The 24182-nt window shown below is 65.1% G+C and carries 29 protein-coding genes; 10 read left to right on the top strand and 19 right to left on the bottom strand.

Going from position 1 to position 24182, the window contains the following annotated elements:
- Window position 1: 1 nt before the first annotated feature.
- Window positions 2-391, bottom strand: coding sequence for a VOC family protein (locus ACQPZ2_RS21590; RefSeq protein ID WP_433527484.1), 390 nt, complete (start codon window positions 389-391; stop codon window positions 2-4).
- Entirely contained in the window at window positions 391-681 is a 291-nt protein-coding gene (locus tag ACQPZ2_RS21585; protein ID WP_433527483.1) for an ArsR/SmtB family transcription factor, read from the bottom strand. Before ACQPZ2_RS21585 ends, ACQPZ2_RS21590 begins: the two co-directional genes overlap by 1 nt.
- A gap of 87 nt (window positions 682-768) precedes the next feature.
- Here ACQPZ2_RS21585 and ACQPZ2_RS21580 point away from each other — a divergent pair, with 87 nt between their 5' ends.
- On the top strand, window positions 769-1455 hold the full coding sequence (locus ACQPZ2_RS21580; protein WP_433527209.1) for a hypothetical protein: 687 nt from the start codon (window positions 769-771) through the stop codon (window positions 1453-1455).
- Between the two features lie 224 nt (window positions 1456-1679).
- On the opposite strand, the gene ACQPZ2_RS21575 is transcribed toward ACQPZ2_RS21580, so the two are convergent.
- From ACQPZ2_RS21575 to ACQPZ2_RS21560, 4 genes are all read right to left on the bottom strand, one after another.
- Window positions 1680-2506 (bottom strand): IS5 family transposase gene (locus tag ACQPZ2_RS21575; protein WP_433520531.1). Its coding sequence is split into 2 segments (ribosomal slippage): window positions 1680-2156 and window positions 2159-2506, totalling 825 coding nucleotides; the frame shifts between segments, so codons are not numbered across the junction.
- 99 nt (window positions 2507-2605) lie between these two features.
- A complete protein-coding gene (locus ACQPZ2_RS21570) occupies window positions 2606-3091 on the bottom strand; it encodes a carboxymuconolactone decarboxylase family protein (protein ID WP_433527208.1) in 486 nt (161 codons plus the stop codon).
- A complete protein-coding gene (locus tag ACQPZ2_RS21565) occupies window positions 3088-4167 on the bottom strand; it encodes an NAD(P)H-dependent amine dehydrogenase family protein (protein ID WP_433527207.1) in 1080 nt (359 codons plus the stop codon). Before ACQPZ2_RS21565 ends, ACQPZ2_RS21570 begins: the two co-directional genes overlap by 4 nt.
- Window positions 4168-4244: 77 nt before the next feature.
- Entirely contained in the window at window positions 4245-4673 is a 429-nt protein-coding gene (locus tag ACQPZ2_RS21560; RefSeq protein ID WP_433527206.1) for a MarR family winged helix-turn-helix transcriptional regulator, read from the bottom strand.
- A 72-nt stretch (window positions 4674-4745) separates the two neighbouring features.
- Here ACQPZ2_RS21560 and ACQPZ2_RS21555 point away from each other — a divergent pair, with 72 nt between their 5' ends.
- The 3 genes from ACQPZ2_RS21555 (at window position 4746) to ACQPZ2_RS21545 (ending at window position 8067) form a co-directional block, all read left to right on the top strand.
- Window positions 4746-5783 (top strand): hypothetical protein, encoded by a 1038-nt coding sequence (locus tag ACQPZ2_RS21555; protein ID WP_433527205.1) that lies wholly within the window; start codon window positions 4746-4748, stop codon window positions 5781-5783.
- A 444-nt stretch (window positions 5784-6227) separates the two neighbouring features.
- Window positions 6228-6737, top strand: coding sequence for a hemerythrin domain-containing protein (locus tag ACQPZ2_RS21550; RefSeq protein ID WP_433527204.1), 510 nt, complete (start codon window positions 6228-6230; stop codon window positions 6735-6737).
- A gap of 91 nt (window positions 6738-6828) precedes the next feature.
- The gene (locus ACQPZ2_RS21545) at window positions 6829-8067 is read left to right on the top strand and encodes a hypothetical protein (RefSeq protein WP_433527203.1); all 1239 of its coding nucleotides are present in this window, start codon (window positions 6829-6831) and stop codon (window positions 8065-8067) included.
- On the opposite strand, the gene ACQPZ2_RS21540 is transcribed toward ACQPZ2_RS21545, so the two are convergent.
- Window positions 8046-8429 carry an NADAR family protein gene (locus tag ACQPZ2_RS21540; RefSeq protein WP_433527202.1) on the bottom strand — a complete coding sequence of 128 codons (384 nt, stop codon included), beginning with the start codon at window positions 8427-8429 and terminating at the stop codon, window positions 8046-8048. The two genes, ACQPZ2_RS21545 and ACQPZ2_RS21540, sit on opposite strands and share 22 nt — an antisense overlap.
- 66 nt (window positions 8430-8495) lie before the next feature.
- Between ACQPZ2_RS21540 and erm the strand changes: the two genes are divergently transcribed.
- The 4 genes from erm to ACQPZ2_RS21520 all read left to right on the top strand — a co-directional run bounded on the left by erm (window position 8496) and on the right by ACQPZ2_RS21520 (window position 13215).
- Window positions 8496-9296 carry a 23S ribosomal RNA methyltransferase Erm gene (gene erm, locus ACQPZ2_RS21535; RefSeq protein WP_433527201.1) on the top strand — a complete coding sequence of 267 codons (801 nt, stop codon included), beginning with the start codon at window positions 8496-8498 and terminating at the stop codon, window positions 9294-9296.
- Between the two features lie 57 nt (window positions 9297-9353).
- Window positions 9354-11603 (top strand): serine/threonine-protein kinase, encoded by a 2250-nt coding sequence (locus tag ACQPZ2_RS21530; RefSeq protein WP_433527200.1) that lies wholly within the window; start codon window positions 9354-9356, stop codon window positions 11601-11603.
- A 167-nt stretch (window positions 11604-11770) separates the two neighbouring features.
- A complete protein-coding gene (locus tag ACQPZ2_RS21525) occupies window positions 11771-11992 on the top strand; it encodes a hypothetical protein (protein ID WP_063045065.1) in 222 nt (73 codons plus the stop codon).
- Window positions 11992-13215, top strand: a complete 1224-nt coding sequence (locus ACQPZ2_RS21520) for a hypothetical protein (protein WP_433527199.1) — start codon at window positions 11992-11994, stop codon at window positions 13213-13215. Before ACQPZ2_RS21525 ends, ACQPZ2_RS21520 begins: the two co-directional genes overlap by 1 nt.
- Before the next feature lie 73 nt (window positions 13216-13288).
- Here the strand turns inward: ACQPZ2_RS21520 and thpD are convergent, their stop codons facing one another.
- From thpD to ACQPZ2_RS21465, 11 genes are all read right to left on the bottom strand, one after another.
- Complete coding sequence (thpD, locus tag ACQPZ2_RS21515) at window positions 13289-14164, bottom strand: ectoine hydroxylase (RefSeq protein ID WP_433527198.1); 876 nt, start codon at window positions 14162-14164, stop codon at window positions 13289-13291.
- Between the two features lie 8 nt (window positions 14165-14172).
- Window positions 14173-14571, bottom strand: a complete 399-nt coding sequence (locus ACQPZ2_RS21510; protein WP_040690649.1) for an ectoine synthase — start codon at window positions 14569-14571, stop codon at window positions 14173-14175.
- A 1-nt stretch (window position 14572) separates the two neighbouring features.
- Entirely contained in the window at window positions 14573-15841 is a 1269-nt protein-coding gene (ectB, locus tag ACQPZ2_RS21505; RefSeq protein WP_433527197.1) for a diaminobutyrate--2-oxoglutarate transaminase, read from the bottom strand.
- Complete coding sequence (gene ectA / locus ACQPZ2_RS21500) at window positions 15838-16422, bottom strand: diaminobutyrate acetyltransferase (protein ID WP_433527196.1); 585 nt, start codon at window positions 16420-16422, stop codon at window positions 15838-15840. Before ectA ends, ectB begins: the two co-directional genes overlap by 4 nt.
- A gap of 149 nt (window positions 16423-16571) precedes the next feature.
- On the bottom strand, window positions 16572-17282 hold the full coding sequence (locus ACQPZ2_RS21495; RefSeq protein WP_433527195.1) for a response regulator: 711 nt from the start codon (window positions 17280-17282) through the stop codon (window positions 16572-16574).
- 232 nt (window positions 17283-17514) lie between these two features.
- Window positions 17515-17913 (bottom strand): hypothetical protein, encoded by a 399-nt coding sequence (locus ACQPZ2_RS21490; protein WP_433527194.1) that lies wholly within the window; start codon window positions 17911-17913, stop codon window positions 17515-17517.
- Between the two features lie 126 nt (window positions 17914-18039).
- The gene (locus tag ACQPZ2_RS21485; protein WP_327099227.1) at window positions 18040-18825 is read right to left on the bottom strand and encodes an RNA polymerase sigma factor SigF; all 786 of its coding nucleotides are present in this window, start codon (window positions 18823-18825) and stop codon (window positions 18040-18042) included.
- The gene (locus tag ACQPZ2_RS21480) at window positions 18815-19306 is read right to left on the bottom strand and encodes an anti-sigma factor (protein WP_433527193.1); all 492 of its coding nucleotides are present in this window, start codon (window positions 19304-19306) and stop codon (window positions 18815-18817) included. The genes ACQPZ2_RS21485 and ACQPZ2_RS21480 overlap by 11 nt, the downstream gene beginning before the upstream one ends.
- Before the next feature lie 55 nt (window positions 19307-19361).
- Window positions 19362-20042, bottom strand: coding sequence for a PAS and ANTAR domain-containing protein (locus ACQPZ2_RS21475; protein ID WP_433527482.1), 681 nt, complete (start codon window positions 20040-20042; stop codon window positions 19362-19364).
- A 71-nt stretch (window positions 20043-20113) separates the two neighbouring features.
- Window positions 20114-20512, bottom strand: coding sequence for an STAS domain-containing protein (locus tag ACQPZ2_RS21470; RefSeq protein ID WP_063045702.1), 399 nt, complete (start codon window positions 20510-20512; stop codon window positions 20114-20116).
- A 223-nt stretch (window positions 20513-20735) separates the two neighbouring features.
- Complete coding sequence (locus ACQPZ2_RS21465) at window positions 20736-21266, bottom strand: DUF6328 family protein (protein WP_433527192.1); 531 nt, start codon at window positions 21264-21266, stop codon at window positions 20736-20738.
- 167 nt (window positions 21267-21433) lie between these two features.
- On the opposite strand from ACQPZ2_RS21465, the gene ACQPZ2_RS21460 reads away from it, so the two are divergent.
- A complete protein-coding gene (locus ACQPZ2_RS21460; protein ID WP_433527191.1) occupies window positions 21434-21766 on the top strand; it encodes a hypothetical protein in 333 nt (110 codons plus the stop codon).
- Between the two features lie 78 nt (window positions 21767-21844).
- Here ACQPZ2_RS21460 and mbp1 read toward each other — a convergent pair whose 3' ends face one another.
- Window positions 21845-22090 carry a microaggregate-binding protein 1 gene (gene mbp1 / locus ACQPZ2_RS21455; protein ID WP_433527190.1) on the bottom strand — a complete coding sequence of 82 codons (246 nt, stop codon included), beginning with the start codon at window positions 22088-22090 and terminating at the stop codon, window positions 21845-21847.
- A 157-nt stretch (window positions 22091-22247) separates the two neighbouring features.
- Here mbp1 and ACQPZ2_RS21450 point away from each other — a divergent pair, with 157 nt between their 5' ends.
- A complete protein-coding gene (locus tag ACQPZ2_RS21450) occupies window positions 22248-23765 on the top strand; it encodes an FAD-dependent oxidoreductase (protein WP_433527189.1) in 1518 nt (505 codons plus the stop codon).
- Window positions 23766-24182: the final 417 nt, after the last annotated feature.

The raw sequence follows: 24182 nt of genomic DNA, 5'->3' as shown, positions 1-24182 counted from the left end.
TTCAGCTCTTCAGCTGGGCGATCTGAATCAGGTTGCCGCAGGTGTCGTCGAGTACCGCGGTGACAACAGGCCCCTGATCGAGCGGTTCCTGAGTGAATCGCACGCCGAGCCCGCGCAACCGCTGATACTCGGCGTACAGATCGTCCACCGCGAACGACGTGAACGGAATTCCGTCCTCGACCAGCGCCTCCTTGAACGGCCGGACCGCCGGATGGCCATCGGGCTCCAGCAGAAGTTCGACGCCGTCCGGTTCCTGTTGCGACACGACCGTCAGCCAGCGCGCCTCGCCGAGCGGAACCTCGGTCTTCTTCACGAAGCCGAGCACCTCGGTGTAGAAGCGCAATGCTTTGTCCTGATCGTCGACCAGAACGCTGGTGATATTGATGCGGATCATGGGTCCTCCTGGAGCCAGCGGTGGGTGAGCCGCCGCAGTGGTTCTCGGTTCAGATGGTGGAATTTGTATCGGCCGTCCCGGTGCGTGGTCACCAGCCCGGCGTCCGCCAGCACATCCAGATGCTGCGAAATCGCCTGCCTGCTCGAAGTGAGCTGATGGCCCATGGTGAGCCGTGCGCAGAGCTCGAACAATGTCTGGCCGTCGCGATCGGCCAGTTCGTCGAGGATCGCCCGACGCGTGGGATCGGCCAGCGCCTTGAAGACATCGCCGCTCACACCCCTCACTATAGGCAAGTAGCCACTTGCCTATCAAGTGGAGTTCAGATCGGAAAACAGGGCGGGCGAATGTGTCGGGGGCCGAGTTAAATTGGGTTGATGAGCTATGAGTTCGTGGTGCTGCCCGCGGGCGCGGCGGCATCGCCGGGGGACGTACTTCCTTATTTTCGATCCAGACGCGGGCAACCCGCCGATGACCACCTCTACCAGACCGTCATCGCCGGACTACACGGCTGGAACAGCCGAATTCCGGCCGCAGCCCGGCATGCCAGGCTGCGGATCGAAGCGGCCGGAGATTCGGTGCGGGTGACCGCCGCCGACAGTGTGGACCGCCGCAGGACTCGCGGCTCCGCCATGGACTACGCCGCGCCGCGGGTACGCGAACTCATCGAGGCCCTCATCGCGGGTTTCGCATATGAAATCTACGATGCGCGAACCAACACCTTGACCAGCCCCGAAATGCGCCGCTACGCCTCGATCGATATCGGCGGTGAGCGCAAATTTTCCTCACTCACCCAGCGTGAAGTCTTCGACTGGGTCCGCCAACTTCATCTGCTGGCCGCCACCCCGTTCCTGATCGCCGAAAAGCGAAACGACGCAAAGAGTTTCATCCGGGCCAAGCGCAACTTTCCGATCGACTACACCCTCGAAATCCACCACCCGGTCCGCGACCAACGCCTCCGCGCCACAGTGACCGATGGCGCTACCGTCGCCCAGCTCATCTGGGACTGGGCCTGCGACGAGTGGAGCCGGCTGGACGGCATCGCTTGGGCACCGTTGGACTGAATCTATCAGCGCCACTGAATAATTCGTGCTGCCGCCGCTCGCCGGTTACGGTCCTCCTCCGTCGGATCCTCGGCCATGCCGCGGATGCGTTCCCGCACCTCCGAAATCCGATCACGTGCGTGGACGACGCCGAGGGCGCGGGTTTCGGACTCGCAGTCGTCGAGGCATTCGATCGCGCTGTGCTCGGCTCGGCGGACGACATGGCACGACCCTAAGAGCGTGTCTCACGTCGCTGTTTTCCCGGCTTTCGCGAGTTTCTTGTAGCAGGTCAGTGTGGCGGCGAGGGTGAGGAAGCCGAGGTAGTGGGTGGCCTTGCGGTCGTATCGGATCGAGAGCCGGTGGTAGCCGAACAGCCAGGCGATCGACCGTTCGATGACCCAACGGTGGCGGCCGAGTTTCTTGCTGGATTCGATGCCCTTGCGAGCGATGCGGACGGTAATTCCCCTGTCTCGCACCCATTTTCGTAGTTCGACATGGTCGTATGCCTTGTCGGCGTGCAGTTTGGTGGGTTTGCGTCGCCGCGGTCCGCGTCGGGACTTGATCGCGGGGACGGCTTTGACGAGAGGTTTGAGCGCGTCGGCGTCGTTGGTGTTGGCGGCCGATATCGCCACCGACAGCGGCAGGCCGGCACGGTCGGACATCACGTGGATCTTCGAGCCGGCCTTGCCCCGGTCGACGGGGTTCGGGCCGGTCATGGATCCCCTTTTTTCGCCCTGACCGATGCCCCGTCCAGGACCGCGCGTGACCAGTCGATCAAGCCTTGGCTGCCCAGTTCGTCGAGGACCGCCCGATGCAGGCGCCGCCACAGACCGGCCTCGGTCCACGCCGTGAACCGGCGATGCGCGGTGGGCACCGTGACCCCGAACGACGGTGGCAGATACCGCCAAGCGCATCCGCTGGTCAGCACGAACACTATCGCGGTGAACACCGCCCGATCATCCATCGGCGCGGTACCCCCACCCTGCGGGCGCGCCTCGAACCGCGGAATCAGCGGTTCAGTCAACGCCCACAACTCATCCGGCACCAGGCGCCGCGAAAGTTCGTCCACCACAACATGATCACAGGATCAGACCCAGATCCACGTGAGACACGCTCTAAGACGCCACGGCCGCGCCGGATACCTATTTATCTCTGGGACAAAGACATTCGCCTACGACGAATGCCCGGGCAATACACATACCGCGTCGAGCCCGAGCACATGATTGAGTCGCCCGAAGGCCAGCCACGATCCGATGCTCATACTCAATTCGACGATTTCGGTCTGGCTGTACTGCGCGCGCATCCGATCCCAGAACTCGTCATCGAGATTGTGGTGATCGGTGGCGTAGCGTTCGGCGTATTCGGCGGCCAGCCGGGTGCGTTCGTCGAACAACTCGGTCGTGCGCCAGTTGGTCACCGCGTCCGCGAACTCCGGCTCCACCTTCCGACCGTCGCGTTCGGTGCGCCAATCCAGGCAGAAGATGCAGCCGTTGACCTGGGCGATCTTCAGTCGTGCCGCCTCGAATTCGCGCAGTCCGAGGGTCGAATGCGAATACACCGACAGCGAGAAGTTCGAGGCGGCCACGCCGATGCCGGGCACCATCTCGCCCCATACGTAACCGATCGGGTCCTTGCCCTCGGGGATGTCGATGATCATGGATGCTTCCTTCCGAGCTTGCCGACTGCGGGACGCAGTGGGATATCGAGTGCGTCATAGAGTCCGGGTTCGGCGGCGACGAGCCAGTCGATGGCATTCACCAATCGCCCGACCGCGGTGGCATTGCCGCCCGCGGAACGGTTTCCGTCCTCGTCGGCGGCCTCGATGGTGATTTCGATGCGCGGGTGGCCCTCGATGAGCACGCGGTGCGCGCCCTCGCCGTCCGGCGGCGTCGGCCAGTCCGGTGCGCAGGACGGGTGAATCCGGGTGACATGCTCGATGACGATGCGCGGCTCGCCCTCGACGATCCCCTGCACCTCGAATCGCAACGCGCCCTGCGTACCCGACGCGAACTCACCCATGCGCTCGGTGGTCACTGTGGCGTCCAGCGCGCGACGGTCCAGGGTTTCGCGGATCTCCTCGAGTTCGACGCCGAGCGCCCGCGCCATCAACCGAATCTGCCCGCCCCACACCATCGTCGGGATGCCCGGCGCCACCATCGGCGGCAGATAGTCCATCGGCTGGCCCATACCGACCAGATAGCGCACCGAATCGGGCTGGTCGTAGGTGGTGTAGTCGAAGATCTCCTGGCAGCGGATCGCATCCACGGTGCTGCCGAGTCCGCTCATGAGCAGCGGCAGCACATCATTGCCCCAGCCGGGATCGACACCGGAGACGAACAGCGACCCGCCGCCCCGCGCGATCGCCGCCAGCACCGGATCGCGCATTTCGGGTGGGGCGCTGTGCGGATCGTAGAGTGCGTAGAGCGCCGGGGTGACGACGACCGCGCCGGACTCGACGGCGCGGACGATGTCGGCGAGCGCGTCATCGGGGCGGATATCACCGGAAGCCGCGTACACGACAGCCCGGGGTCCGGCGGCCAGGGCCGCCTCGATATCGGCGGCCGCCGGAACGTCGAGGTCGTAGTCGAGCCCCGCGAGCCGACCCGCGTCGCGGCCGACCTTATCCGGGTTGTGGACGACCACGCCCATGAGTTCCAGCGCCGGGTGCGCGTCGACTGCGCGGATGGCCGCGCGGCCGACATTACCGGTGCCCCAGACAATCGTGGGGATCATCGAGTGAGCGTAGCAAGCGCTTGGTTCGGTGACTGCGATTATGGGAATTACGCAGTGGGGCTGGGGAATTCGCGCGGCTATTTTGCGGTGTTGTAGCGGATCAGATAGTCGGCGAACCGCCCGATGTCGGCGTCATCCCACGCCGTCAAGCGCTCGGCGAACTCCTGATGGCGCCGCCGCTCGGCCGCCCCCGCGACCCGCCGCCCCTCCGGAGTGGGCCGCAGGATGTGGTTGCGGCGGTTCTCCGGATCGACCTCGCGGGTCAGATAGCCCAAGCGCTCCAGCGCGCCCACCTGCCGACTGACCGTGGATTTGTCGAGCACGAAGTGGTCCGCGAGATCGGTCGCCTGACAGCCGTCGCGCTCGATGACCAGATCCAGAATGCTCGACGCCACCAGCGACAACTCCGGATGCAACTCCGAGGCGCGGCCGCGGGCGCGCCGGGCGAAGGCGGTCAGTTCGCGCTGGATGACGTGGATCGCCGCGGTGCGCGGTTCGGTGGCCATGGTTGCACTATACATCAGTTGTATGATACAACAACAATAGTTGTATTTACCAACTATTAGGAGTTGACCTTCATGCGCTCGAACCAGCTACGGCATGTCGCCGGACATCTGCTGACCCCACTGCTGATGTGTCTCGGCATGGCCTTGGCCTATCTGGGCGCGTTCCATCAGCCCGAGCCGAACCATCTGAAGGTGGCCGTGGTCGGCACATCCGCGCGGGACATGGTGCTGGCGCAGACCATGAAGGACAAGGCCGGTGACGCGCTCGAGGTCGTCACGTTGCCCACCCGCGACGACGCCATCGCGCGGTTGCGCGACCGCACCCTCTCCGGCGCGTACATTCCAGACGCGCAACATCCCGAACTGCTTGTGGCCAAGGCCAATTCCGACACCACGGCGATGGCGGTCGAGTTGGTGTTCCGACAGGTCGCCGGGACGCAGGGCGTGCCGATGACGGTCACCGATATCACCCGCACTGCCAGTGGCGACCCCACCGGACAGGGTCTGTTCTTCCTGCTGGTCGCCCTGAGCATCGGCTCCTATGGCAGCGTCGCCGCGATAGGTGCGGCGGGCGCCGGACTGTCTATGCGGGTGCGCGCGGTGATCGGCCTGGCGACCTCGCTGGTCGTCAGCATCATCGGAATCGGAGTGGCCGCGCCGGTCTTCCATATCGTCGACCACGATTACGCGGCGATCTGGGCGATGGGCTGGCTGTACTCGGCGGGCATCATCACCGCCGGTATCGGACTACATACCTTCCTGAAGCGCTGGACCACGCTCGCGCTGATGGTGCTGTTCGTGATGCTCAACTTCACCACCTCCGGCGGCATCTACCGCCCCGAACTGCAGAACGGCTTCTTCGGTTCGCTGCACGCCTTCTGGAACGGCGCGGGCTTCGTGGAGGGTGCCCGCAGCCTGCTGTACTTCGACGCGGGTGCGGGTTTCGCCGGCCGCATCGCGAGCCTGTTCGTGTGGCTGGCCCTCGGCGCGGTACTGCTGGTGGCGGCCGCGCGACACGAACGCCGCAACTCTCCCGCGCCCGCCGCTTCCGTCCGTGCACAGCGACCCGACGAGGCCGAAGAGGAGATGGAAGAGGCGGTCGGCGTCTGACACCTGAGCGTTCGATTCGACCCACGTCTCGTGGGTCGAATCTTTCGCGGTCGCGTCGCATCGCGGTCCGGGACCGGGTACGATGATCGCATTGCCGCTCTGGCGTTCGAATTCCGCAGAACTCGATTTATATGTAACCGTGAGTTACATATAAATGCGTGACGATCGCGGGATCGGGCATGAACTGCAATTTCGCATGGCGCGCAACGTCTTCGAACACACCGAGTTGCTCGGCAGCCCCTATCAGGTGCAAGATCGTGGATGTGTCGCGTGGCGGCGCCGGGTGGACGGCGATCGGCATGGAGGCGCCGTGATCGAGGAGTCCGCCGTGCGTCCACATTCGCGCTCGCACTGAGGTCGAGCGGGGCATCGAGGCCCCATGCATTCCAGCACCCTTCGCGGAGCCGCACGGCCCGTGCGTCTTCCTCGAACGAGAGACGATCCATGGCATCAACGGACCTCGACGCAAACCGGGCGCGCGCCCTCGGACAGGAACTGGTGGCGATACATGACTGGCTGCGAACCGAACTCACGCGAATACGCGTGAACGTCGCTGCCTATGCGGCAGGTTCCGAGCTGCGGCCGACGCAACTTCGCGCGCACTGCGCCGCGCTGACCCGGCACCACACCGGCGAGGACACCGCAGCGTTCCCGGCACTCGCGGGCCAATTCCCCGAACTGGCCCCGGTATTGGCCGAACTGCGCACCGACCACCAACTGGTCGCCGATATCCTGCGCAGGCTGACCGAACTACTCGACTCGATCGGGCCGGACAATGCCGATACCGTACGGCGCGAACTCGATGGATTGGCCGCCATCCTGGAATCACACTTCCGCTGGGAGGAACGCAGGCTCGTGCAGGCTTTCGACGAGCTCGAAATGGGTACCAGGACGGGCGAGGAACTTCTCGGCGGCACGGTCGCGGTGGATCGCATGCGGTCCGCTCGGGACTGAAGCCGCCACCAGATCAGAAGCAGGTACGGTATTACCGGCCGGACCGCGTAGACAGGGGCGAGGAAGCATCGGTGAAAGGTCGGGGCGCGATATGAATCAACCGTATTCGCACTGGTATGCCCAGAATTCGCCGGAGAACCTACCGCTGGCCGCCCACTACCGATCCGCCGACCCGATCACCTGGAACGGCAGCCTGATCTACCCGATGTACACCGAACAGGTCGGATCCGCGCCGATCCTGGTCACCATGAAGCTGCTGTCCGCGGCACCGCCCGCGGGTCTGCGCGGACATGGAATCGGGCTGTCGGTGGTCGACGGGCACATCGGCATCGATGGCAGACGCCTGGCCGGGGTCGACGTATGGAGCGACGCCCTCGCCGACGGCGTCACCTTCGAGGTGGTCCCGACCGATCCGGGCGCACTGTTCTCGCTGACCCCGGTCTGGGTCGACGGGTTCGGCGCACAGAAATCCTGGTCGGGCAATTACGGCATCCTCATCGAGCAACCACCGACCGGCCGAATCATCCTCTGGTGCAGCGTCGGCGAGGGCCCGCCGAATTTCGCCAACCTGGTGATCGAGGTGGAAGCCGCCAGTTTGCCCGCCAACTCCGCCCCGGCGCCTGCCGCCGCGCCCCAAGCGCCACCACCCGCGGAACCGCGACCGGACACATCCGCTCAGCCGACGCCACCGACTCAGCCACAGCGCGCCGTATCCGTTGCCCCCGAGCAGCCTCGACTCCTCGAGCCGCAGCCGACACCCCCTGACCTCGAATTGGTGCGGTTCCCGGAACCACTGCAAACGACATTCGCCCACCCCGAGCTCCCGGCGGCCGAGCAGACCACACCGTTGCAACCCGCGCGCGCCCGGTTGGCGGAACCGGCAGTAGCCGAGCAGGTTCCGGTGATGCAGGAACAGGCAGCGGATACCGACCACGCCCCGCTCCCGGAACCACCGAAGCCCGAGCCATCCAAATCGCAGGAGCGCACCAAGGATGGCGAACGCGGCTATCGCGCCGCCCTCTACGATCTCGGCGTCGCCATGTTCGGCCGCGGCGAGGAAGAACAAGCCTGCGGTCTGTGGGCACAGGCTGCCGAGGCCGGGCACGCCGGCGCGGCCTACGACCTCGGCGTCGTTCTGTTCAATCGTGGTGAACTCGGCGCTGCCGAGCGCTGGTGGCGCACCGCGGCCGAGCGTCGCGAATCACGCGCCATGACCGAACTCGCCGAGCTGCTCGAACGTCAGGGCAATCATGCCGAAGCCGAGATCTGGCGCGCCTGCATCGCCGAGGAAAAGACCGACGAACACGATCAATCGGTGAATTCGGCCTGAGTGGCAGCAGGATTCGCCGCCGGTCCGATCCCCCACACCCGGTCGACCGAACTGGCCTCGACGAGCACTCGGCTTCGGGTGCTGAGCAGGTACTGCGTCAGTTCTCCGTGCTGACCGAATTTCGCAGCTCCCCGGCCCTGGCGCCGGGCGCGATAAATCAGTCGCGGACAGGTCCCGGGTGCTCTAGGTTTGCCGGTATGGCAGGCAGTCCTGGCTTGAACGGAGCGTGCGTGGTCGCCGCGTACTACGTGCGGCCCCGCGCGGCAGCCCGGCCTCTGCCCGCGCACTGCGCTGTTCCCGATCCTCGATCGGTCTGATCGATTTCTCCAGTTCTGATCGAACTGAGATGGGCTGCGCCCCATAGTGTTCCGGCACGGTCCGGGCGAATCACAGGTTCCTGATTCGACCACTCCGTTCGGAGGACATCCATGTCCCGCAATCGTTCGCTGCCGAATGCCCGGATCCGCTCCGGCAGCACCCGCAAGCAGCTGTCACAGAATTTCCTCACCGATACCGGCATCGCGGCGAGGCTGGTACGCGCGGCCGGTGTCGGCACCGATGACCTCGTCGTGGAGATCGGTCCCGGCGACGGGATGCTCACCAGGCATCTGCTGAGCACTGCGCGCCACATCCTGGCCTACGAAAAGGACCGCCATTACGCTGAGAGGCTGCGTGCACGCTATGCAAGCGACCGCCGAATTCAAGTGCACCATGCGGATATTCGCGATATCACCGCGCCCCGCGACCCATTCACGGTCGTCGCCAATATCCCGTTCGCCGCGAGCACCGATATATTGCGCTGGTGTCTCGCGGCATCGAGGCTCAGCTCGGCGACATTACTGACCCAACGCGAGTTCGCCCGCAAATACGCCGGGGACTACGGCCGCTGGACCAAACTCGCCATCACCCAATGGCCCACCATCACAATGGAATTGGGCATCCGAGTCGAACGCCACCACTTCCGCCCGATACCACGGGTCGATGCCGCCGTCCTGCGGCTGCGCCGACGCGAACAACCACTGCTCGCACGAAAGGAACTCCGCGGCTACCACCAACTCGTGGAATTCGGCTTCTCCGGCCTCGGCGGTTCCCTGGCGGCCACGCTGCGCCGGGTTCATCCGACCAACGAGGTTCGCGCGGCCTGCACCGTGGCCGGAATCGCCCTCGACGAACCCGTCGGCCTCGTCTCGCCGGACCGCTGGCTCACCCTCTACCAGGCATTGAGCTAGCAAATCAGTTGCCCAACTCGGCCGCCATCGGGGTATCGGCGGAGCTACGATGCGCAGATGGCGCACCCCGCTCCGCCGGTTCCGGGGGCGACGGTCGCTCCGGACCGCTCGCCGAGCGGTCCGCGCGGCACCGGGGTCGCCGAGGTCGTCGAGCGATTCGCGCAGGCCTGGCGGGCGGCCGATACGCCTCCGGATCTGCCCGCCTACCTACCGGACTCCCCCGCCATCCGCCGGGTGTCGCTGATCGAGCTGATCAAGGTCGACTTGGCGAACCGGTGGATGCGCGGCACCGAGCCGAAGCGCCTCGCTCAATACGTCGACGACCTGCCGGAGTTGCGCACCTGGCCGCTGCCGCCGGATCTCATCTACGAGGAATTCCACGTCCGCAGGCGCGCGGGCAGTTCGGTGGATGTCGAGGAATACACCGCGGCCTATCCCGAACAGGCCGAGCAACTCTCGGAGATGCTGGCTACCGACGATTACCGCAGCACTCTACTGGCTGTGTACGCCGATCCGCTGAACCTCGACGAGATCGATGTCGGCCAGCAGATCGACGACTTCGACCTGATGACCAGGCTGGGTCGTGGCGCGTTCGCGCGAGTGTTCCTGGCCAGACAGCGCTCCATGCAGCGGCTCGTCGCGGTGAAGATCTCCCAGGACAAGAGCGCCGAACCACAGACCTTGGCCCAGCTCGATCACGACTACATCGTGCGGGTCTTCGACCAGCGGGTCCTGGAGAGTCGCCGCCTGCGCCTGCTGTACATGCAGTACGTGCCGGGCGGGACCCTGTTCACTGTGCTCGAGCGGGTGCGCAACACACCGGCGGCCGAACGCTCGGGCGCACTGCTGGTCGATGTCATCGACTCCGTACTCGCCGACAAAGGCGAGATCCGCCCCAGCGAATCCCCCGTGCGCGCCGAACTGGCCGAACTGTCCTGGCCGGAGACCATTGCCTGGCTCGGGCGCAGACTGGCCCAGGCACTGGACTACGCCGGACGGTGCGGAGTGCTGCACCGCGATATCAAACCGGCCAATGTGCTGCTGACCGCCGAGGGCATCCCGAAACTCGCCGATTTCAATATCAGCTTCAGCGGCAATGTCTCCGGTGACAGCCCGGTCGCCTACTTCGGCGGCTCGCTGGCCTATATGTCACCAGAGCAGCTGGCCGCCGTGCACCCGGACAAACCGACGACAGCCGCGGATCTCGATACCCGCAGCGACCTCTACGCGCTGGCCGTCATGCTGTGGGAATTGCTCACCGGCCGTAAGCCTTTCGATGACGACAAGGTGACAGGCGGCGATCGCACCGCACTCGATGGCATGTTGGACCGCCGCTCCGGCAGTCCGCGATCGCTGCCCTATCAGGATCTTCCGGCCGATTGCCCGGCCGCGCTGCGCCGCGCATTGGTCCGCGCCCTCGATCCGGATCCGGACAAGCGGTGGGCGCGCGGAGCGGATATGGCCCAGCAATTCGATGTCTGCCTGGACGCGCGCGCCCGCGACCTGGTCGACCCGCCGCCGCACAGTTGGCGATTGCGCGCCCGAGTGCTCATGCACCCCATCATGGCGCTGGCCATCGGCGGGCCGAATGCGCTGGCAATCCTGTACAGCTACAACCACAATCGCACGCTCATCATCGCCAAACTGGACGAGCAGGCGCAGCTGCGCTTCGACCAGATCGCCGTGGCCGCCTACGGCATCTGCTTCCTGATCGGGATCATCGTGACCAATGTGCTGCTGGTCGATCTGTGGTCCATTTCGCGCGGGCTACGCAAGGGCAAGTCCTACGACGCGCCGACGCTGGCGAGCGCCCGCAGTGCGGCCCTGCAACTCGGTCGCCGAAATGTGTTGACCTGCTTCGCATTATGGGTATTGGCCGGTGTCGTCGTCCCGGTATCGGTGCAGGTCTCCGGCAATCACCTCACCGCCGAGGCCTATGTGCACTTCTTCATCACCCAGATCGTTTGCGGCGCGATCGCCATGGCCTACCCGTATTTCCTGGTCAGCTTCTATGCGGTGCGCAGCATCTACCCGATGTTCCTGCCGCACGGCGGACTCGGCGCCGCCGACGGTGTCCAATTGCGCCGACTGGACCGCAGCAGCACCTACTTCCTCGCCATCGCCGCCGCGGTACCGCTGCTCGGCGTCGCGGGCGCGACGTTCATTCCCGCCGAGGATATTCCGGCGGTCATCGTGCCCCTGCGTGTGCTGTGTGTGGGCAGCGCGCTGGCATTCGTCGCCATCTACTGGTTGTTCCGGATGCTCGAACAGGACCTCGCCGCTCTGGAACGTATTGTCACCCGCTGATCAGCCCGGCTGGATCAGCAGGTCGAGAGCCCGGTGATTGCCAGACGATTGTCTTGCGGCGCGTCCGGCGCGAACCGAGTCACGCGGGCCGGGTGGCACTGCACAATGTGATCTGGAAGTGCCTCGTGCACTGTCATTGCGCGAGGACTGGGGAACCGGGAGCGAATATGACCGCCAGAGCAGATCTCGAACAAGAACTGGGCGGCACCGTCGCGGCCCTCGATCAACTCTCCGAGGCGGAATCCGCAGAACTGCTGACCTTGTTCCGCGACGCCCGCAGGGCCGAGACGGCCGGACTCACCGAGGCCGTCGACGGACTGCTCGGTGCACTGCCCTGGCCGCTGAGCACCGCGGCGAAGAAGGTCATGTTCGGGAACCGGCTCGGCTGATGACGGACCTGGTGACCAGGGCGCAGCTGGTCCTGCTGGCCCGCACGCTGCATGTCCCCGCCGAACGCCTGGCCCACTTGGAGAAACTCGGCGCCGAGCAGCTGCACGAACTGCAACAACGCATGGCGCGCGCACTTTTCGACGACCACTCCGCGACCTTCGGGCGGCTCAGCAAGCTGGTGCCGATAATTCCGCTGAGCATTTCGATACCGCTGGTACAGCGAGTCGTGCCGCCGATGATGGGCGGACGCGCCGCGGGTGCGGTCGGCATCGAACATCCCAAGAAGGCCGCGGAAGCCCTCGGGATGCTGGATCCGAAATATGCCGCCGATTGCGCGCCGTACATCGACCCGCATATCGTCGGCCGGCTCGCCGAGGTCGCGCCGCCGGAACCGGTCGTGCAGGTGGCCAACGAGCTGATGCGCCGCAAGGACTATGTCACCGCCGGTCCGTTCCTCGGCTTCGCGACGACGCAACTGGTTCGTGCCATCGAGGCGGGCGTGCCCGACGACGAGGGCCTGATCTTCTCGGCCGCCTACGCCTACTCCGGCCCGAATATCAGCGCGATCGTGCGCCAACTGCTATCCGGGCCGCTGGATCGGATACCGCATATTCTCGAAACCGTCCTAGCCGGTTCCATCGAGCTGCGTCTGGCGGCGGTATCGGTCTTCGCCCGCTGCGACGAAGATGTGATCGAGGCGCTCGGCGACATCCTGCTCGATATCGGCCCGCCCGAAGCCATTACCGAACTCGCCGCCACCTTCATCGAGCACGGCGCGATCCACGACATGCTCCGCTTCACCGCATACCTGAGCCCATCGGCGCTGGACACCTTGGCGGCCAACTCGATCACCGCGGATCCAGCGGCGACGGCGGCGCTGGTCGCCGCGCTCGCGGGGCAGAGCGATCCGATACTGTGGCGCGGCCTGCTCGACCTGGTCGAGCGCACCGATGCCGAGATCCAACGCCGAATCGGCACACAACTATTGGAGTTGCCCGAATCAACTCTGACCGCGGTACCCGGCATCGCGACCAAGGGACGGTTGTGGTCGACGCTGCTGCGGATCCTCGCTGTGGCCGATACCGACACTCTGGTCCACCTCGGCGAGTTGTGGGCCGAGCTGCCCGCCGACGACCGCACGGACATCCAGGGTCGCGCCCGCGATCTCGGGCTCGCTACGCGCCTGGCGACACTTACCGTCACATTGGACATCTACGGCTGATGCAACCGAATGTCCTACGTGCGCAACCGATCTCGGGTGATGCGACCCGAGACCGGTTGCGTGCGTAGGCGGATCAAACCGGCGTGAAGTCCCGGCTCGCGATATACGTCGGTCGCGGGGCCAGCGCGGCGAACGGCTCCACCAGCGTGTTCTCCACACTGTTGAACACCAGGAAGATATTCGACCGCGGGAACGGCGTGATGTTGTTCGACGAACCGTGCATGATATTCGAATCGAACAGCAGGGCCGATCCGGCGCTGCCGGTGAACTGGGTGATGCCGTACCGGTTCGCCAGCGCATTGATATCCGCGTGTGTCGGTACGCCGATCTCCTGCTCCTGCAACGACTCCCGATAATGCTCGGCCGGAGTGCTGCCGGTACACGGCACGAAGGTGCGGTGCGAGCCCGGCATCACCATGAGGCTGCCGTTGATCGGGTAGTTATTGGTCAGTGCGATGGACAGGCTGACCGCACGTGGTGCGGGCATACCGTCCTCGGCATGCCAGGTCTCGAAATCCGAATGCCAGTAGAAGCCGGTGCCGCGGAAGCCGGGCATGTAGTTCACCCGGCTCTGATGGATGTAGACGTCCGAGCCGAGCACCTGCCTGGCCAATCCGGCCACCCGGGATTCGCGCACCAGATCGGCGATCGCGCCGCTGAGCCGGTGCACCTCGAAGACCGAACGCACCCGGTTCGAGGACTTCTCCACGATCACCCGGTCGTCGCCCTGCAGCGCCGGATCACCGGCGAGACGGTCGATTTCGGCACTGAACTCCGCGACCTCGGCGGGTGTCAACAGCTCTTCGACGATCCCGAAACCATTGGCATCGAAAGAGGCCAGTTCCTCGGAATCGACCGCGCCCCACACTGTGGGATCGGTCCGGTCCCGGTGCTCGCCTGCCGTGACCAGCCGAGTCGGGTAGCGATCGTCGGTCTGCACCAACGTCATTGCGCCTCCTATCCGCTTACCTGGGCCGCGACGAGCGGATAGACGCCGTCGCTGTCGTGGACCTCCTGCCCGGTGACCGGCGGGTTGAACACGCACATCATCCGCATATCGGTACGTACCTCCAAGCGGTGGCGCTCGTGTCCGTCGAGCAGGTACATCGAGCCGGGCGCCAATTCGTAGCTGACGCCGTGGTCCAGATCCGTCAGCGTGCCCTCACCTTCGATGAGCCACACCGCCTCCACGTGGTAGCGGTAGTGGAACTCGTGCACGGTCCCGGCCTCGATGCTGGTCTCGTGGAAGGAGAAACCGACGCCGTCGCCGCCGAGCACGATGCGCTTACTGCGCCAGCCCTGCCCCGCGACATCGCGTTCGGTGCCGGTGATCTCCGCGGTGCTGCGCACGATCATCTCAACGCTCCTGTCCGCAAACGGTGCCGATCGCGCCGGTCAGCACTCGCAGACCATGCTCGACCTCCTCATCGGTGACCGTCAATGGCGGCAGCAATTTCACCACTTCGTCCAGCGAACCGGAGGTCTCCACCAGCAGCCCGCGCTCGAAGGCGACCTGGCAGACCTTGCCGGCCTGGGAGGGATCGTCGAAGACCACACCGTGCACCAGTCCGCGACCCCGCGTCGAAATGCCCGGGAAGTACTCGGCCGCCTGGGTGAGGGCCGCACCGATCCGTTGCCCCTTGGCCTCGGTCGAGGCCTGCAGGGTGCCGTCGGACCAGAAGTGCTCGAGCGCGGCCTGTGCGGTGATGAAGGCCGGGTTGTTACCGCGGAAGGTGCCGTTGTGCTCACCCGGGGCCCAGACGTCGTGCTCCGGTTTGAACAGCACCAGCGCCAGCGGCAAACCGTAGCCGCCGATGGATTTCGAGAGCGTCACGATATCGGGGGTGATACCGGCGATCTCGAAGGAGAAGAACGGTCCGGTCCGGCCGCAGCCCATCTGCACATCGTCGACGATCAGCAGAATGCCACGCGCGGTGCACAATTCGGACAGATGCCGCAGCCATTCCGGCCGCGCGATATTCACGCCGCCCTCACCCTGCACCGTCTCCACGATCACCGCCGCGGGCCGGTCGAAACCGGACGAAGTGTCGTCGAGCACCCGCTCCATCCACTGGAAGTCGGCAGTCGTGTTGTCGAAGTAGCCGTCATAGGGCATATGCGCGGCATGCACCAGCGGCACACCGGCGCCGGCCCGCTTGGCGGCATTGCCGGTCACCGACAGCGCACCCAGCGACATGCCGTGGAAGGCGTTGGTGAAGCTGATGATCGTCTCGCGGCCGGTGACCTTGCGGGCCAGCTTCAGCGCGGCCTCGACGGCATTCGCGCCGGTCGGGCCGGGGAACTGGACCTTGTAATCCAGGCCGCGCGGTGTGAAGACGGTATCGCGCAAGGTTTCCAGCAGTCCGCGTTTGGCCACCGTCGACATATCCAGGCCGTGGGTGATGCCGTCACCGGCGATGTAGTCCAGCAGCGGCTGCTTGAGCACCGGATTGTTGTGGCCGTAGTTCAACGCACCCGCTCCGGCGAAGAAGTCGAGGTACTCCTTCCCGTCCTCGGCGCGCAACCAACTCCCGGACGCGGTGGTGAACACCGTCGGCCACGCGCGGCAATAGCCACGGACATTGGATTCGAGTTCCTCGAAAATGGTCGTCTCGGCGGTAATCATCGTCGATCCTCCTGCTTTCGGGCGGTGGGGGCGATCAAATAGAGGTCTTCGGCAGCGTGGCTGTCCGGGAAGAGTTCGGAATCGAACAGGGGGTGTTTGGTCAGCTCGGCCGACCGGCGACGTGCCACCGAGGCGAACATCGCGATCGAGGCCGGATTGTCCGGTGCGATCGTGGTCTCCAGTGTCGAAACACCGGCGCCGGCCACGGTGTCGAGCAGCGTGTCCAGCAGCGCCGCGCCGAGGCCGCGGCCGCGCTGTTCGTGCTCGACCGCGACTTGCCACACGAACACCGTCTGCGGCGCCTGCGGGCGCAGGTAGCCGATCACGAATCCGACGACCCGGCCACCGACTTCGGCAACCACCGAGGTGCTCGCGAAATCACGACACCACAGCAGGTAGGCGTAGCTGGAATTGGTGTCGAGAACCTGCGAATCCTTGGCGATACGCCAGATCTGGGCCGCGTCACCGACTCTCGGCGGGCGCAGCACCGACTGCGTGTGCGGTCCGGAAATCGGTACGGCCGAAGGGTATTCGGTGACCGACGGTTCGATCGTCTTGGTGGACAAGGTGTGCAGTGACATACGTCTCCCTGGTCGGGTCTGCAGTACTTATCCAGGCTTACGAAGCAACTTTGAGGTGAACCTGTCGAACTCTTTGCGGTTGTATTACGAAAAGATCACAACCGCAGGCAGCGTCATACTTCGGTGCCACTGCGGCGTTCGTCACAGGCTCAGCGCTGCAGATCGAGTCGGTAGCCGAGACCTCGCACGGTGACCACGATGCGCGGCTCTGAGGCGTCGAGCTCGATTTTGGTGCGCAGGCGGCGCATATGGACATCGACGATCCGCTCATCGCCGAAAAAGCCGTCATCCCATACTCTTTCGAGTAGGACGGTGCGGCTGAGCACCCGTCCCGGCGATTCCGCGAGTTCGCAGAGCAATTTGAATTCGGTGATGGTGAGCCGGATTTCGTCTTCGCCGCGGCGTACCGCGCCACCGTCGCGATCCAGCACCAGTTGTCCGTCAGGGTGCGCGTCGAGTACGGCCTCGCGCGGCGCTTCGCGCTCCATGGTCAGACGTGCGCGGCGGCGCAGCGCCCGCATGCGCGCGGAGATCTCCTTGATCTCGAACGGCTTGGTGACGTAGTCGTCGGCTCCCGCCTCGAGTGCGGCCACCACATCATGGGTGTCATCGCGCGAGCTGACCACGATGATCGGCACGTCGTGCTCGCGGCGGATCTCCCTGATGCAATCGAAGCCGTCCATATCGCCGAGCATCAGCTCGACGATCATCACATCGGGGGCGCCATTGCTGCGCAGATAGGTCAGCGCGTCCTCGGCCTCATGCGCCTCGGCAACGTCGTAACCCTCGTCCTCCATGGCCGTGCGCAGTGCGCCACGGACCACTTCGTCGTCGTCAACGATCATCAGGTTTGCGGTCAAGCCCTCATCCCTTGCAGCCACGCGGACGCGACGCGACGCGGAGACTCGCGTACCCAGAACCGACGCGAAAGTCCGCACTTCGAGCACCTTTGCCAACTGCTTGAATACCCGAACCGACCAATTGGTAAACGGCAGGTCACGGGCAGTCGGTTAGCGTCCGGCTACTCCACCCTGCGCATGAAGACCCGATTTGGGCAAATTGCACGTGACATGCGACACATTTCGGCCAGTGTCACCATTCGTCCCGATGGGACTGTTCGAGACGGTTGAAGTTGCTCGGTCCGCCGTCGGCCCTGCTGTCCTGATAGCGGAACATCAGCCGACGCGCGTCGAAGGTGGCGAACCATTCGTCCCAGCCCACCGCGCGCAGCACCGCGCCGCCGTACCCGGGGAAATCGAAGCGCAGGACGCCGAGGCGACCGTCGTACTCACTGCCGGGCATGGTGGCCGGTCGCGCACCGCGCTGCTCGGCCCACCGCCGGATCACTTCATGATTGCGGGTGACGAGGAAGCGGCCGGGCTGCTGCGGGCCCTCGCCGCGAACGACTGATTCCGGCGGTTTCTTCAGCGACCTGAAAGCCCCCGGTCCGGCATACGGATCTCGGGTGGCCGGTCGTCGCTGATCGTTCATGACGACCTCCTTGCGCGTCGGCATCAATAGTCCGGTTCCTCTTCGCGTACCCGCGTGCAACGCCGGGCAAACAGTGGATCCGATCACTACGAAACGCATTGCGCGACAATGTATTCCCACCGTCGATCAGTCGCGTAGCGCGGCGTCGCGTAACTTCCCGAGCGTTCTGGACAGTATGCGCGAGACATGCATCTGCGAAACGCCGAGCTGTTCGGCGATCTGGGACTGGGTCATGGACTCGAAAAAGCGCATGACCAGCACCTCGCGTTCCCGGTCGGGCAGTTCCTCGATCAGCGGCCGGACCGCCAGATAGTCCTCGACATACTGGTAGCTGGGCTCATCTTCACCGAGACTGTCCAGCAGCGGTTGCGGCGCGTTCTCGATGTCGTCGCCGGCCACCGCGTCGATCGAACTCGACTGATAGGCATTGCCCGCGATGAGCGCCTGGGTGACCTCGACCAGATCCACATCCAGCTCCGCGGCGATCTCGCGCGCCTTGGGCAACCGGCCCAGCCGCTGCGATAAGGCCTCGATGGTCGGACCGATGCTGAGCTGGATCTCCTTGGTGCGCCGCGGCACCCGCACGGCCCAGGTGTTGTCCCGGAAATGCCTGCGCACTTCGCCCATGATCGTCGGCACCGCGAACGACAGGAACGACGAACCGCGCGACACATCGAAGCGGTCGACGGCCTGCACCAGACCCAATCGGGCCACCTGCAACAGATCGTCGAAGTTCTCGCCGCGCCCGGAGAATTTGCGCGCAATATGTTCGGCCAGCGGCAGGCACCGGCCGATCAGCTCCTCGCGCAACAGTTCTCGACGGTGGTCGGCCGGGTCGATGGCGGCGATCTTTTCGAAGAGCGGCTCGATATTGTCGTAACTGTCGCGGTGCGCTCTCGAATCAGCCGCCATCACCACTCCGTGCCCAGCTGAAGTCGACGACAGTCGGATATCCGGAGACCACGCTGTCGAACGGCTCCTGCGCCGCCGAGATCGACTGTGTCAGCGTGCGGACGATATGCCAGCCGAATCCGGCCTGGCCGACCACCTTTTCCGACACCGCGACCGCGGCCACGCGCACGAACATCTCGTGATCGTTGTAGGTGAAATCGCAGTCCAGGTTCGAGCCCGGTGTTGCCTCCAGAATCAACGAGGTGGCCACCTCGTCGAGCGCGAGCCGGATGTCGACCACTTCATCGATCGCGAAATCCGCGATGAGCGCGACGGTTTCGGCGAGCGCGCGCAGCATGGTCAGCTGCTCCAACTCGGCGGGGATACGCACCCCGATTGTCGTCGTCTTCTCCGCCGCGGACTGGGAACTCCACTCCCCCATGCCCATCACCACCTCTTTTCCTCCGAGCCGACCGGAACCTGCCTTCGAGTCGGGGGCCATTCGCGACTTACCCGGCCGGTCACCATCGAAACATCGCAACCGGTGTGGATTCGACTCAGTCGGCCTCGATCCGTTCATGCGCAGTCAACAGCAGATGGTCGAACCGCGTGCGCAGTTCGGCCATCGAATCGGTCAGTGTGCCGAGATCGGCGACCAACCGGGCGGCCAGTTCCCGCAGTTTGATATTGGTCTCCTGGGAACGCCAGCTCAGCACCCGGAACGCCTGTTCAGCGTTGACACCGTAGGCCAGCATCAACGCGCCCTTGGCCTGTTCGATCACCGCCCGTGCCGCATACAGCTCGGGCAGCGCGTCGTCGAGGGTCTCCTGCTGCCGCTCCTCGAGCGCGTCGGTGACATCGATGTAGTACCCCGACGTCCCGATCACCGTTTCCGCCTCGTCGAGCATCTGATCGGCCACCACGATCACGTGGTGCACGCGGCCGGTCGTGTCGATGATCCGGTGCCGGCTGGAGAATGGCTGCGCGTTCTCGATGGAGTTGGCCAGCGTGTCGGCGACCTGCGCGCGATCCTCCGGATGTTTATGCGACAGCAGCAGTTCGGTGGTCGGTGTCACCGTCCCCGGCTCGTATCCATGCAATGCCGCCACCTCGTCGGACCATTCCCACCGCTGGTCGGCAAACCAGAAGTAGAAAGTGCCGACGCTCTGCGTCTTCCCCATGCCGATGACCCGGCCCAACGCCTTCGCCTGCTCCGGCGAAACCGATCCACGCTCCATCACAGCGCAAGTATGGATTGTGATCATGCCCGGTGCCGGGATATCGACCCGACCAGGGACTTAAGGCCTCATCATGTGTCGAGCGCGGCGCGCATGGTCGGGAAATCGCAACACACGGCGCGTACTCCGGTAATGGCGAGCACCCGGTCGATCTCGCGGCGACCCGAGACGATACGCACATCGGGGCCGCCGTGCGCGGCCCGCTGGGTGATCGCTCCGATGGTGGCCGCGACCCGAATACTCAGGAATTTGGTAGCGCGCAGATCGAGGACAACCGCATGGCATCGGGTCGTGACGGCGTGTTCGAGCATCGCGCGGAACTCCGGGAGTGCGGCCGCATCGAGTTCACCTTCGGCGCGCACCACCACACACTGTTTACGGCGATCGACGCGTTGCGCCCAGAACCGGTTGCGTGGTCGTTCACCGGCCGGGTGCTGCCCGTTTGAACGGTGCTGAAGAACGGCAGACATGTAAACCTCCCAGAGGGGATTCCGGTCCTGCACGGCAGGATCGGATCGGCGGGAGGGCGGCGGTATCGGCGGTAGGTAGGACGCTTAGGTTGTCGCCACGCTGGGTCAGGTGTCACTACGCGCTCCCGCTGGCCGAGTCCTGCGTAAGTCTGTCGCTACGTCGGACCCAGGGTCGGCTGTAGTCTCAACCTCGTCCTAGTCTGGCACGTCGGCTCGGTCCGATTCAACCATCGGAATCGTCACGGCCGTCGCGCCAGCGCCACGGCGCTACCACCCAGGCCGCCGCGAACAGCAGCGCGACCACCACGGCCGCCATCGCACCGGCGGTGGTCCCCGCGACGTCAGCCATCACCAGAGTCGTCGCACCGGTCAGCGCGAGGCCGAGCAGCGCGATCCCTGCCATCGCACAGCGGTGGGCCGCGGACACGACATTGCCCAACCGATGGCGCCGGAACAGGATCCGATGCCACGACACCGGCGCGACCAGGAACACCGTCGCACCCATCGCCGCGGAGACAGTACCCAGATACAGCAGTCGCATCAGATGTGACAAGGTGGTGAATCCGGCCTGGAACGGGAGGATCAGCAGGGCGCTGATCAAGAACTGCACACCGGTCTGCACGACGCGCAGTTCCTGCACCAGATTGGACCAATTGCGGTCCAGCCGTTGGGTTTCGGTCTCGTGCCTGGCGTGGCTATCCCATTCCTGATCATCTTTGATCACGGCTGGGTCATCGCTCTTCGATGTCGCCATGGCTGCTCCCGGGTTCGCGCTCTATGTTCGCGGCGTACCCGCGCCGGGCCCGCATACACCCCGCGATCGTTGATCGCAGCGCCGCCGATTCGGTGTTCGACGGGCGGGTATGCGGATGATGACGCCGATGCGCTCGGCGGCATCGTTTCGAGGAGGAGCGATCCATCATGAGAAACACCGGAACCCGCCGGGGTCGCATCGCCGCGGTGGTCGCCGCGGCCGCGCTGGCCTTCTTGACGAGCGGCTGCGAGGAGGCCCAGAAGGCGGTGAACAAGGGCGGTGACACGCCCTGCAGCGAATTCGTCGCGCAGGACAAGGGTAAACAGCGCATCACGGTGACCAAATTCCTCGAGCAGGAGCGTAACGGCAATGCGCCGGCGACCAATGATCAGACCGTCGACGCCACGATCGCCGCAATCGAATTGATGTGCCGGGCACAGGCCAATCCGGACACCCCTATCCGCAAAGCGGACTTGACCGGCATCCTGGTGCCGAAGTAATCGGGTGCCGAAAGTAATGGGTTGCCGGACATATTGTCCGGCAACCCATTACTTGTCATACGCAGCGATTATCGATAATCACTGCCCCTGCTGGTAAGCGCGCTGGCGCTGTTCGTCGAGCTTGGCTTCGGCACGCTGCTTCTCGGCAGCCGCTTCCTTACTGGCTGCTGCACGCTGTGATTCCGCCTTGTCCTGCTGGGCTTTGCCTTCACCCCGCAGGTCGTCGTTTCCGAAGACTGCGCCAGCGGCCTCCTTGATCTTGCCCTTGGCGTCTTCGACGACGCCTTCGACACCTTCGCGGGGACCACTCTTGTGCTCGGACACGATATCTACCTCCGAATTATCGGTTTTCAGGTGGACATTCGCCGCATACCCGGGATCTGCCCCCTGAATCCGAACTCCGCGTTTTCATCGTGGATTCCGGAAGTTCGTGCCGCATATCGGGATGTTTCGGCGGTGTGGCAGCGGTTATCGCCGGAGCATGAGGTCCCTGTGGTTGAACGATGCCGAGGTGCCTGCGCGACTGCGGCTCACGCCGGGGCTGCGGTTCGACACCGTTGTGATCGGCGCCGGGCTCACCGGCCTGGTGACGGCCCTGTTGCTGGCCGAGAGCGGTGTCGACGTGGCGGTGCTGGAGAGTAAGCGAGTCGGGGCGGGCACCACCGGCGCCAGTACGGCGAAGGTCAGTCTGCTGCAAGGGATCCGAGCGCAGCGGATCCGCGGTCGCCACGGCGATCGAGCGGTGACCGACTATGTCGAGGCCAATCGCGAGGGGCAGCAGTGGCTGTTGCGTTACTGCGCGGAGCATTCGGTGCCCGTCCAGCGCGTCCCGGCACTCACTTATGCTCAGTCCAAGGCTGAAATATCCGCTGTGCGAAGGGAATACGAGGCGACACGGGCCGCCGGGCTGGCCACCACGCTCGTCGAGGAGCTGGATGTGCCGTTCCCTGTGCACAGTGCGGTCCGGCTCGATAACCAGGCTCAACTCGATCCGATGGCACTGCTTGCCAGTTTGGCCGCCGATATCGAATCGCGCGGTGCGCCGATCTTCGAATCCACCCGGGCCAAAGGCGTGCACAGCGGCGAGCACGATCAGTTGGTGATCGAAACCGAGCACGGCGATCTGGTCGCGCGCACGATCATCCTGGCGACCGGCACACCGATACTGGATCGCGGCGGCTTCTTCGCCCGGCTTACTGCCGAGCGCTCCTATCTGAGCGCCTTCCGGGTCGCCGAGCCGATCCCGCACGAAATGTTCATCAGCGCGGGCGAGCCCACTCGGTCGCTGCGGTACTCGCCGGGACCTGATGGCGCCGAGCTGCTGCTGGTCGGCGGCAACGGCCACGTGGTCGGGCGCACGGATGCGGCGGGCCGCCGGGTCGATGGGTTGATCGCTTGGACACAGCGGTGTTTCCCCACCGCTGAATCGCTGCAGAGCTGGTCCGCGCAGGACTACCACCCCGTAGACGAACTGCCGTACGTCGGTCCGCTGCTGCCTGGGCAGAATCACATCCTGCTCGCCACCGGCTACGCCAAATGGGGTTTGACGAACGGTGTCGCCGCGGCCTTGGCGCTCGCGGGTCGGATCAATGGCAAACCAGCGCAGTGGGCCGATACCTTCGCAAGCTGGCGTCCGGGTGAGCTGAAGTCGATACCCGCTGCGGTATTCGCCAATACCTCTGTGGCCCAACAGCTTTCCTTCGGCTGGTTGCGCATGCTCGGCACCGGCCTCGGTGCGGCGCCCGCCGAGGGCAGCGGCCGCGTCGAACGCCACGGGCTGCGACCGACCGCCGTATGCACTGTCGACGGTGCCACCACCGAGGTTTCCGCGGTCTGTCCGCATCTGAACGGCATCGTGCGCTGGAACGATGCGGAGCAATCCTGGGATTGCCCGCTGCACGGCTCCCGGTTCGCCGCCGACGGCACGCTGCTCGAAGGTCCGGCAACCGACTCGCTGACGCTGATTTCCGGCCCGTTCCCCTTGCGTCGAATCCCCTGATTCGAGACGTGGGCCTGGTTGGTTCGCGATCGCCTCCGGTCAGCAGGTTTTCGGAGTCCGGCGGTCCGCATCAGATATCCGATCGGCCGACATACCTTCGGGCCGAACGCATCTCGGTGATCGCCTCGCCGAGCGCGCTCGAGCCCGCCGTCGATTGTCGGGTGCCTCGGCGTCATCCGAGTTGGGTCTGTGCGGCACCACGGTTCGCGCAGCCCGGACCGGTGAGCCTTCGATCACATCTGGACAGAATCGGCGACTCCCGGCATATGCCCGAACCCCGATCCGGCGAATCTCGGCAAGTCGCGAAGGGGTATCTCGTGTTGCCCTATGATTGCTCTCGTTGCGATCCACACGGCCGGATCTAGCCCGGCGATGGTGAACGATCTCTGATCGACCGATGATTTCACATCGACCAGC

Source organism: Nocardia pseudovaccinii (genome assembly GCF_050942345.1).
Taxonomy (GTDB): Bacteria; Actinomycetota; Actinomycetes; order Mycobacteriales; family Mycobacteriaceae; genus Nocardia; species Nocardia pseudovaccinii.
The sequence above is the reverse complement of the archived record's forward strand: the minus strand, read 5'-3'. Positions and strand labels throughout refer to the sequence as shown.

Coding starts and splice junctions, on each gene's coding strand:
- ACQPZ2_RS21580 (WP_433527209.1), top strand. CDS start 769: ATGAGCTATGAGTTCGTGGTGCTGCCCGCGGGCGCGGCGGCATCGCCG.
- ACQPZ2_RS21570 (WP_433527208.1), bottom strand. CDS start 3,091: ATGATCATCGACATCCCCGAGGGCAAGGACCCGATCGGTTACGTATGG.
- ACQPZ2_RS21565 (WP_433527207.1), bottom strand. CDS start 4,167: ATGATCCCCACGATTGTCTGGGGCACCGGTAATGTCGGCCGCGCGGCC.
- ACQPZ2_RS21560 (WP_433527206.1), bottom strand. CDS start 4,673: ATGGCCACCGAACCGCGCACCGCGGCGATCCACGTCATCCAGCGCGAA.
- ACQPZ2_RS21555 (WP_433527205.1), top strand. CDS start 4,746: ATGCGCTCGAACCAGCTACGGCATGTCGCCGGACATCTGCTGACCCCA.
- ACQPZ2_RS21550 (WP_433527204.1), top strand. CDS start 6,228: ATGGCATCAACGGACCTCGACGCAAACCGGGCGCGCGCCCTCGGACAG.
- ACQPZ2_RS21545 (WP_433527203.1), top strand. CDS start 6,829: ATGAATCAACCGTATTCGCACTGGTATGCCCAGAATTCGCCGGAGAAC.
- ACQPZ2_RS21540 (WP_433527202.1), bottom strand. CDS start 8,429: ATGGGGCGCAGCCCATCTCAGTTCGATCAGAACTGGAGAAATCGATCA.
- erm (WP_433527201.1), top strand. CDS start 8,496: ATGTCCCGCAATCGTTCGCTGCCGAATGCCCGGATCCGCTCCGGCAGC.
- ACQPZ2_RS21530 (WP_433527200.1), top strand. CDS start 9,354: ATGGCGCACCCCGCTCCGCCGGTTCCGGGGGCGACGGTCGCTCCGGAC.
- ACQPZ2_RS21525 (WP_063045065.1), top strand. CDS start 11,771: ATGACCGCCAGAGCAGATCTCGAACAAGAACTGGGCGGCACCGTCGCG.
- ACQPZ2_RS21520 (WP_433527199.1), top strand. CDS start 11,992: ATGACGGACCTGGTGACCAGGGCGCAGCTGGTCCTGCTGGCCCGCACG.
- thpD (WP_433527198.1), bottom strand. CDS start 14,164: ATGACGTTGGTGCAGACCGACGATCGCTACCCGACTCGGCTGGTCACG.
- ACQPZ2_RS21510 (WP_040690649.1), bottom strand. CDS start 14,571: ATGATCGTGCGCAGCACCGCGGAGATCACCGGCACCGAACGCGATGTC.
- ectB (WP_433527197.1), bottom strand. CDS start 15,841: ATGATTACCGCCGAGACGACCATTTTCGAGGAACTCGAATCCAATGTC.
- ectA (WP_433527196.1), bottom strand. CDS start 16,422: ATGTCACTGCACACCTTGTCCACCAAGACGATCGAACCGTCGGTCACC.
- ACQPZ2_RS21490 (WP_433527194.1), bottom strand. CDS start 17,913: ATGAACGATCAGCGACGACCGGCCACCCGAGATCCGTATGCCGGACCG.
- ACQPZ2_RS21485 (WP_327099227.1), bottom strand. CDS start 18,825: ATGGCGGCTGATTCGAGAGCGCACCGCGACAGTTACGACAATATCGAG.
- ACQPZ2_RS21480 (WP_433527193.1), bottom strand. CDS start 19,306: ATGGCCCCCGACTCGAAGGCAGGTTCCGGTCGGCTCGGAGGAAAAGAG.
- ACQPZ2_RS21475 (WP_433527482.1), bottom strand. CDS start 20,042: ATGGAGCGTGGATCGGTTTCGCCGGAGCAGGCGAAGGCGTTGGGCCGG.
- ACQPZ2_RS21470 (WP_063045702.1), bottom strand. CDS start 20,512: ATGTCTGCCGTTCTTCAGCACCGTTCAAACGGGCAGCACCCGGCCGGT.
- ACQPZ2_RS21465 (WP_433527192.1), bottom strand. CDS start 21,266: ATGGCGACATCGAAGAGCGATGACCCAGCCGTGATCAAAGATGATCAG.
- ACQPZ2_RS21460 (WP_433527191.1), top strand. CDS start 21,434: ATGAGAAACACCGGAACCCGCCGGGGTCGCATCGCCGCGGTGGTCGCC.
- ACQPZ2_RS21450 (WP_433527189.1), top strand. CDS start 22,248: ATGAGGTCCCTGTGGTTGAACGATGCCGAGGTGCCTGCGCGACTGCGG.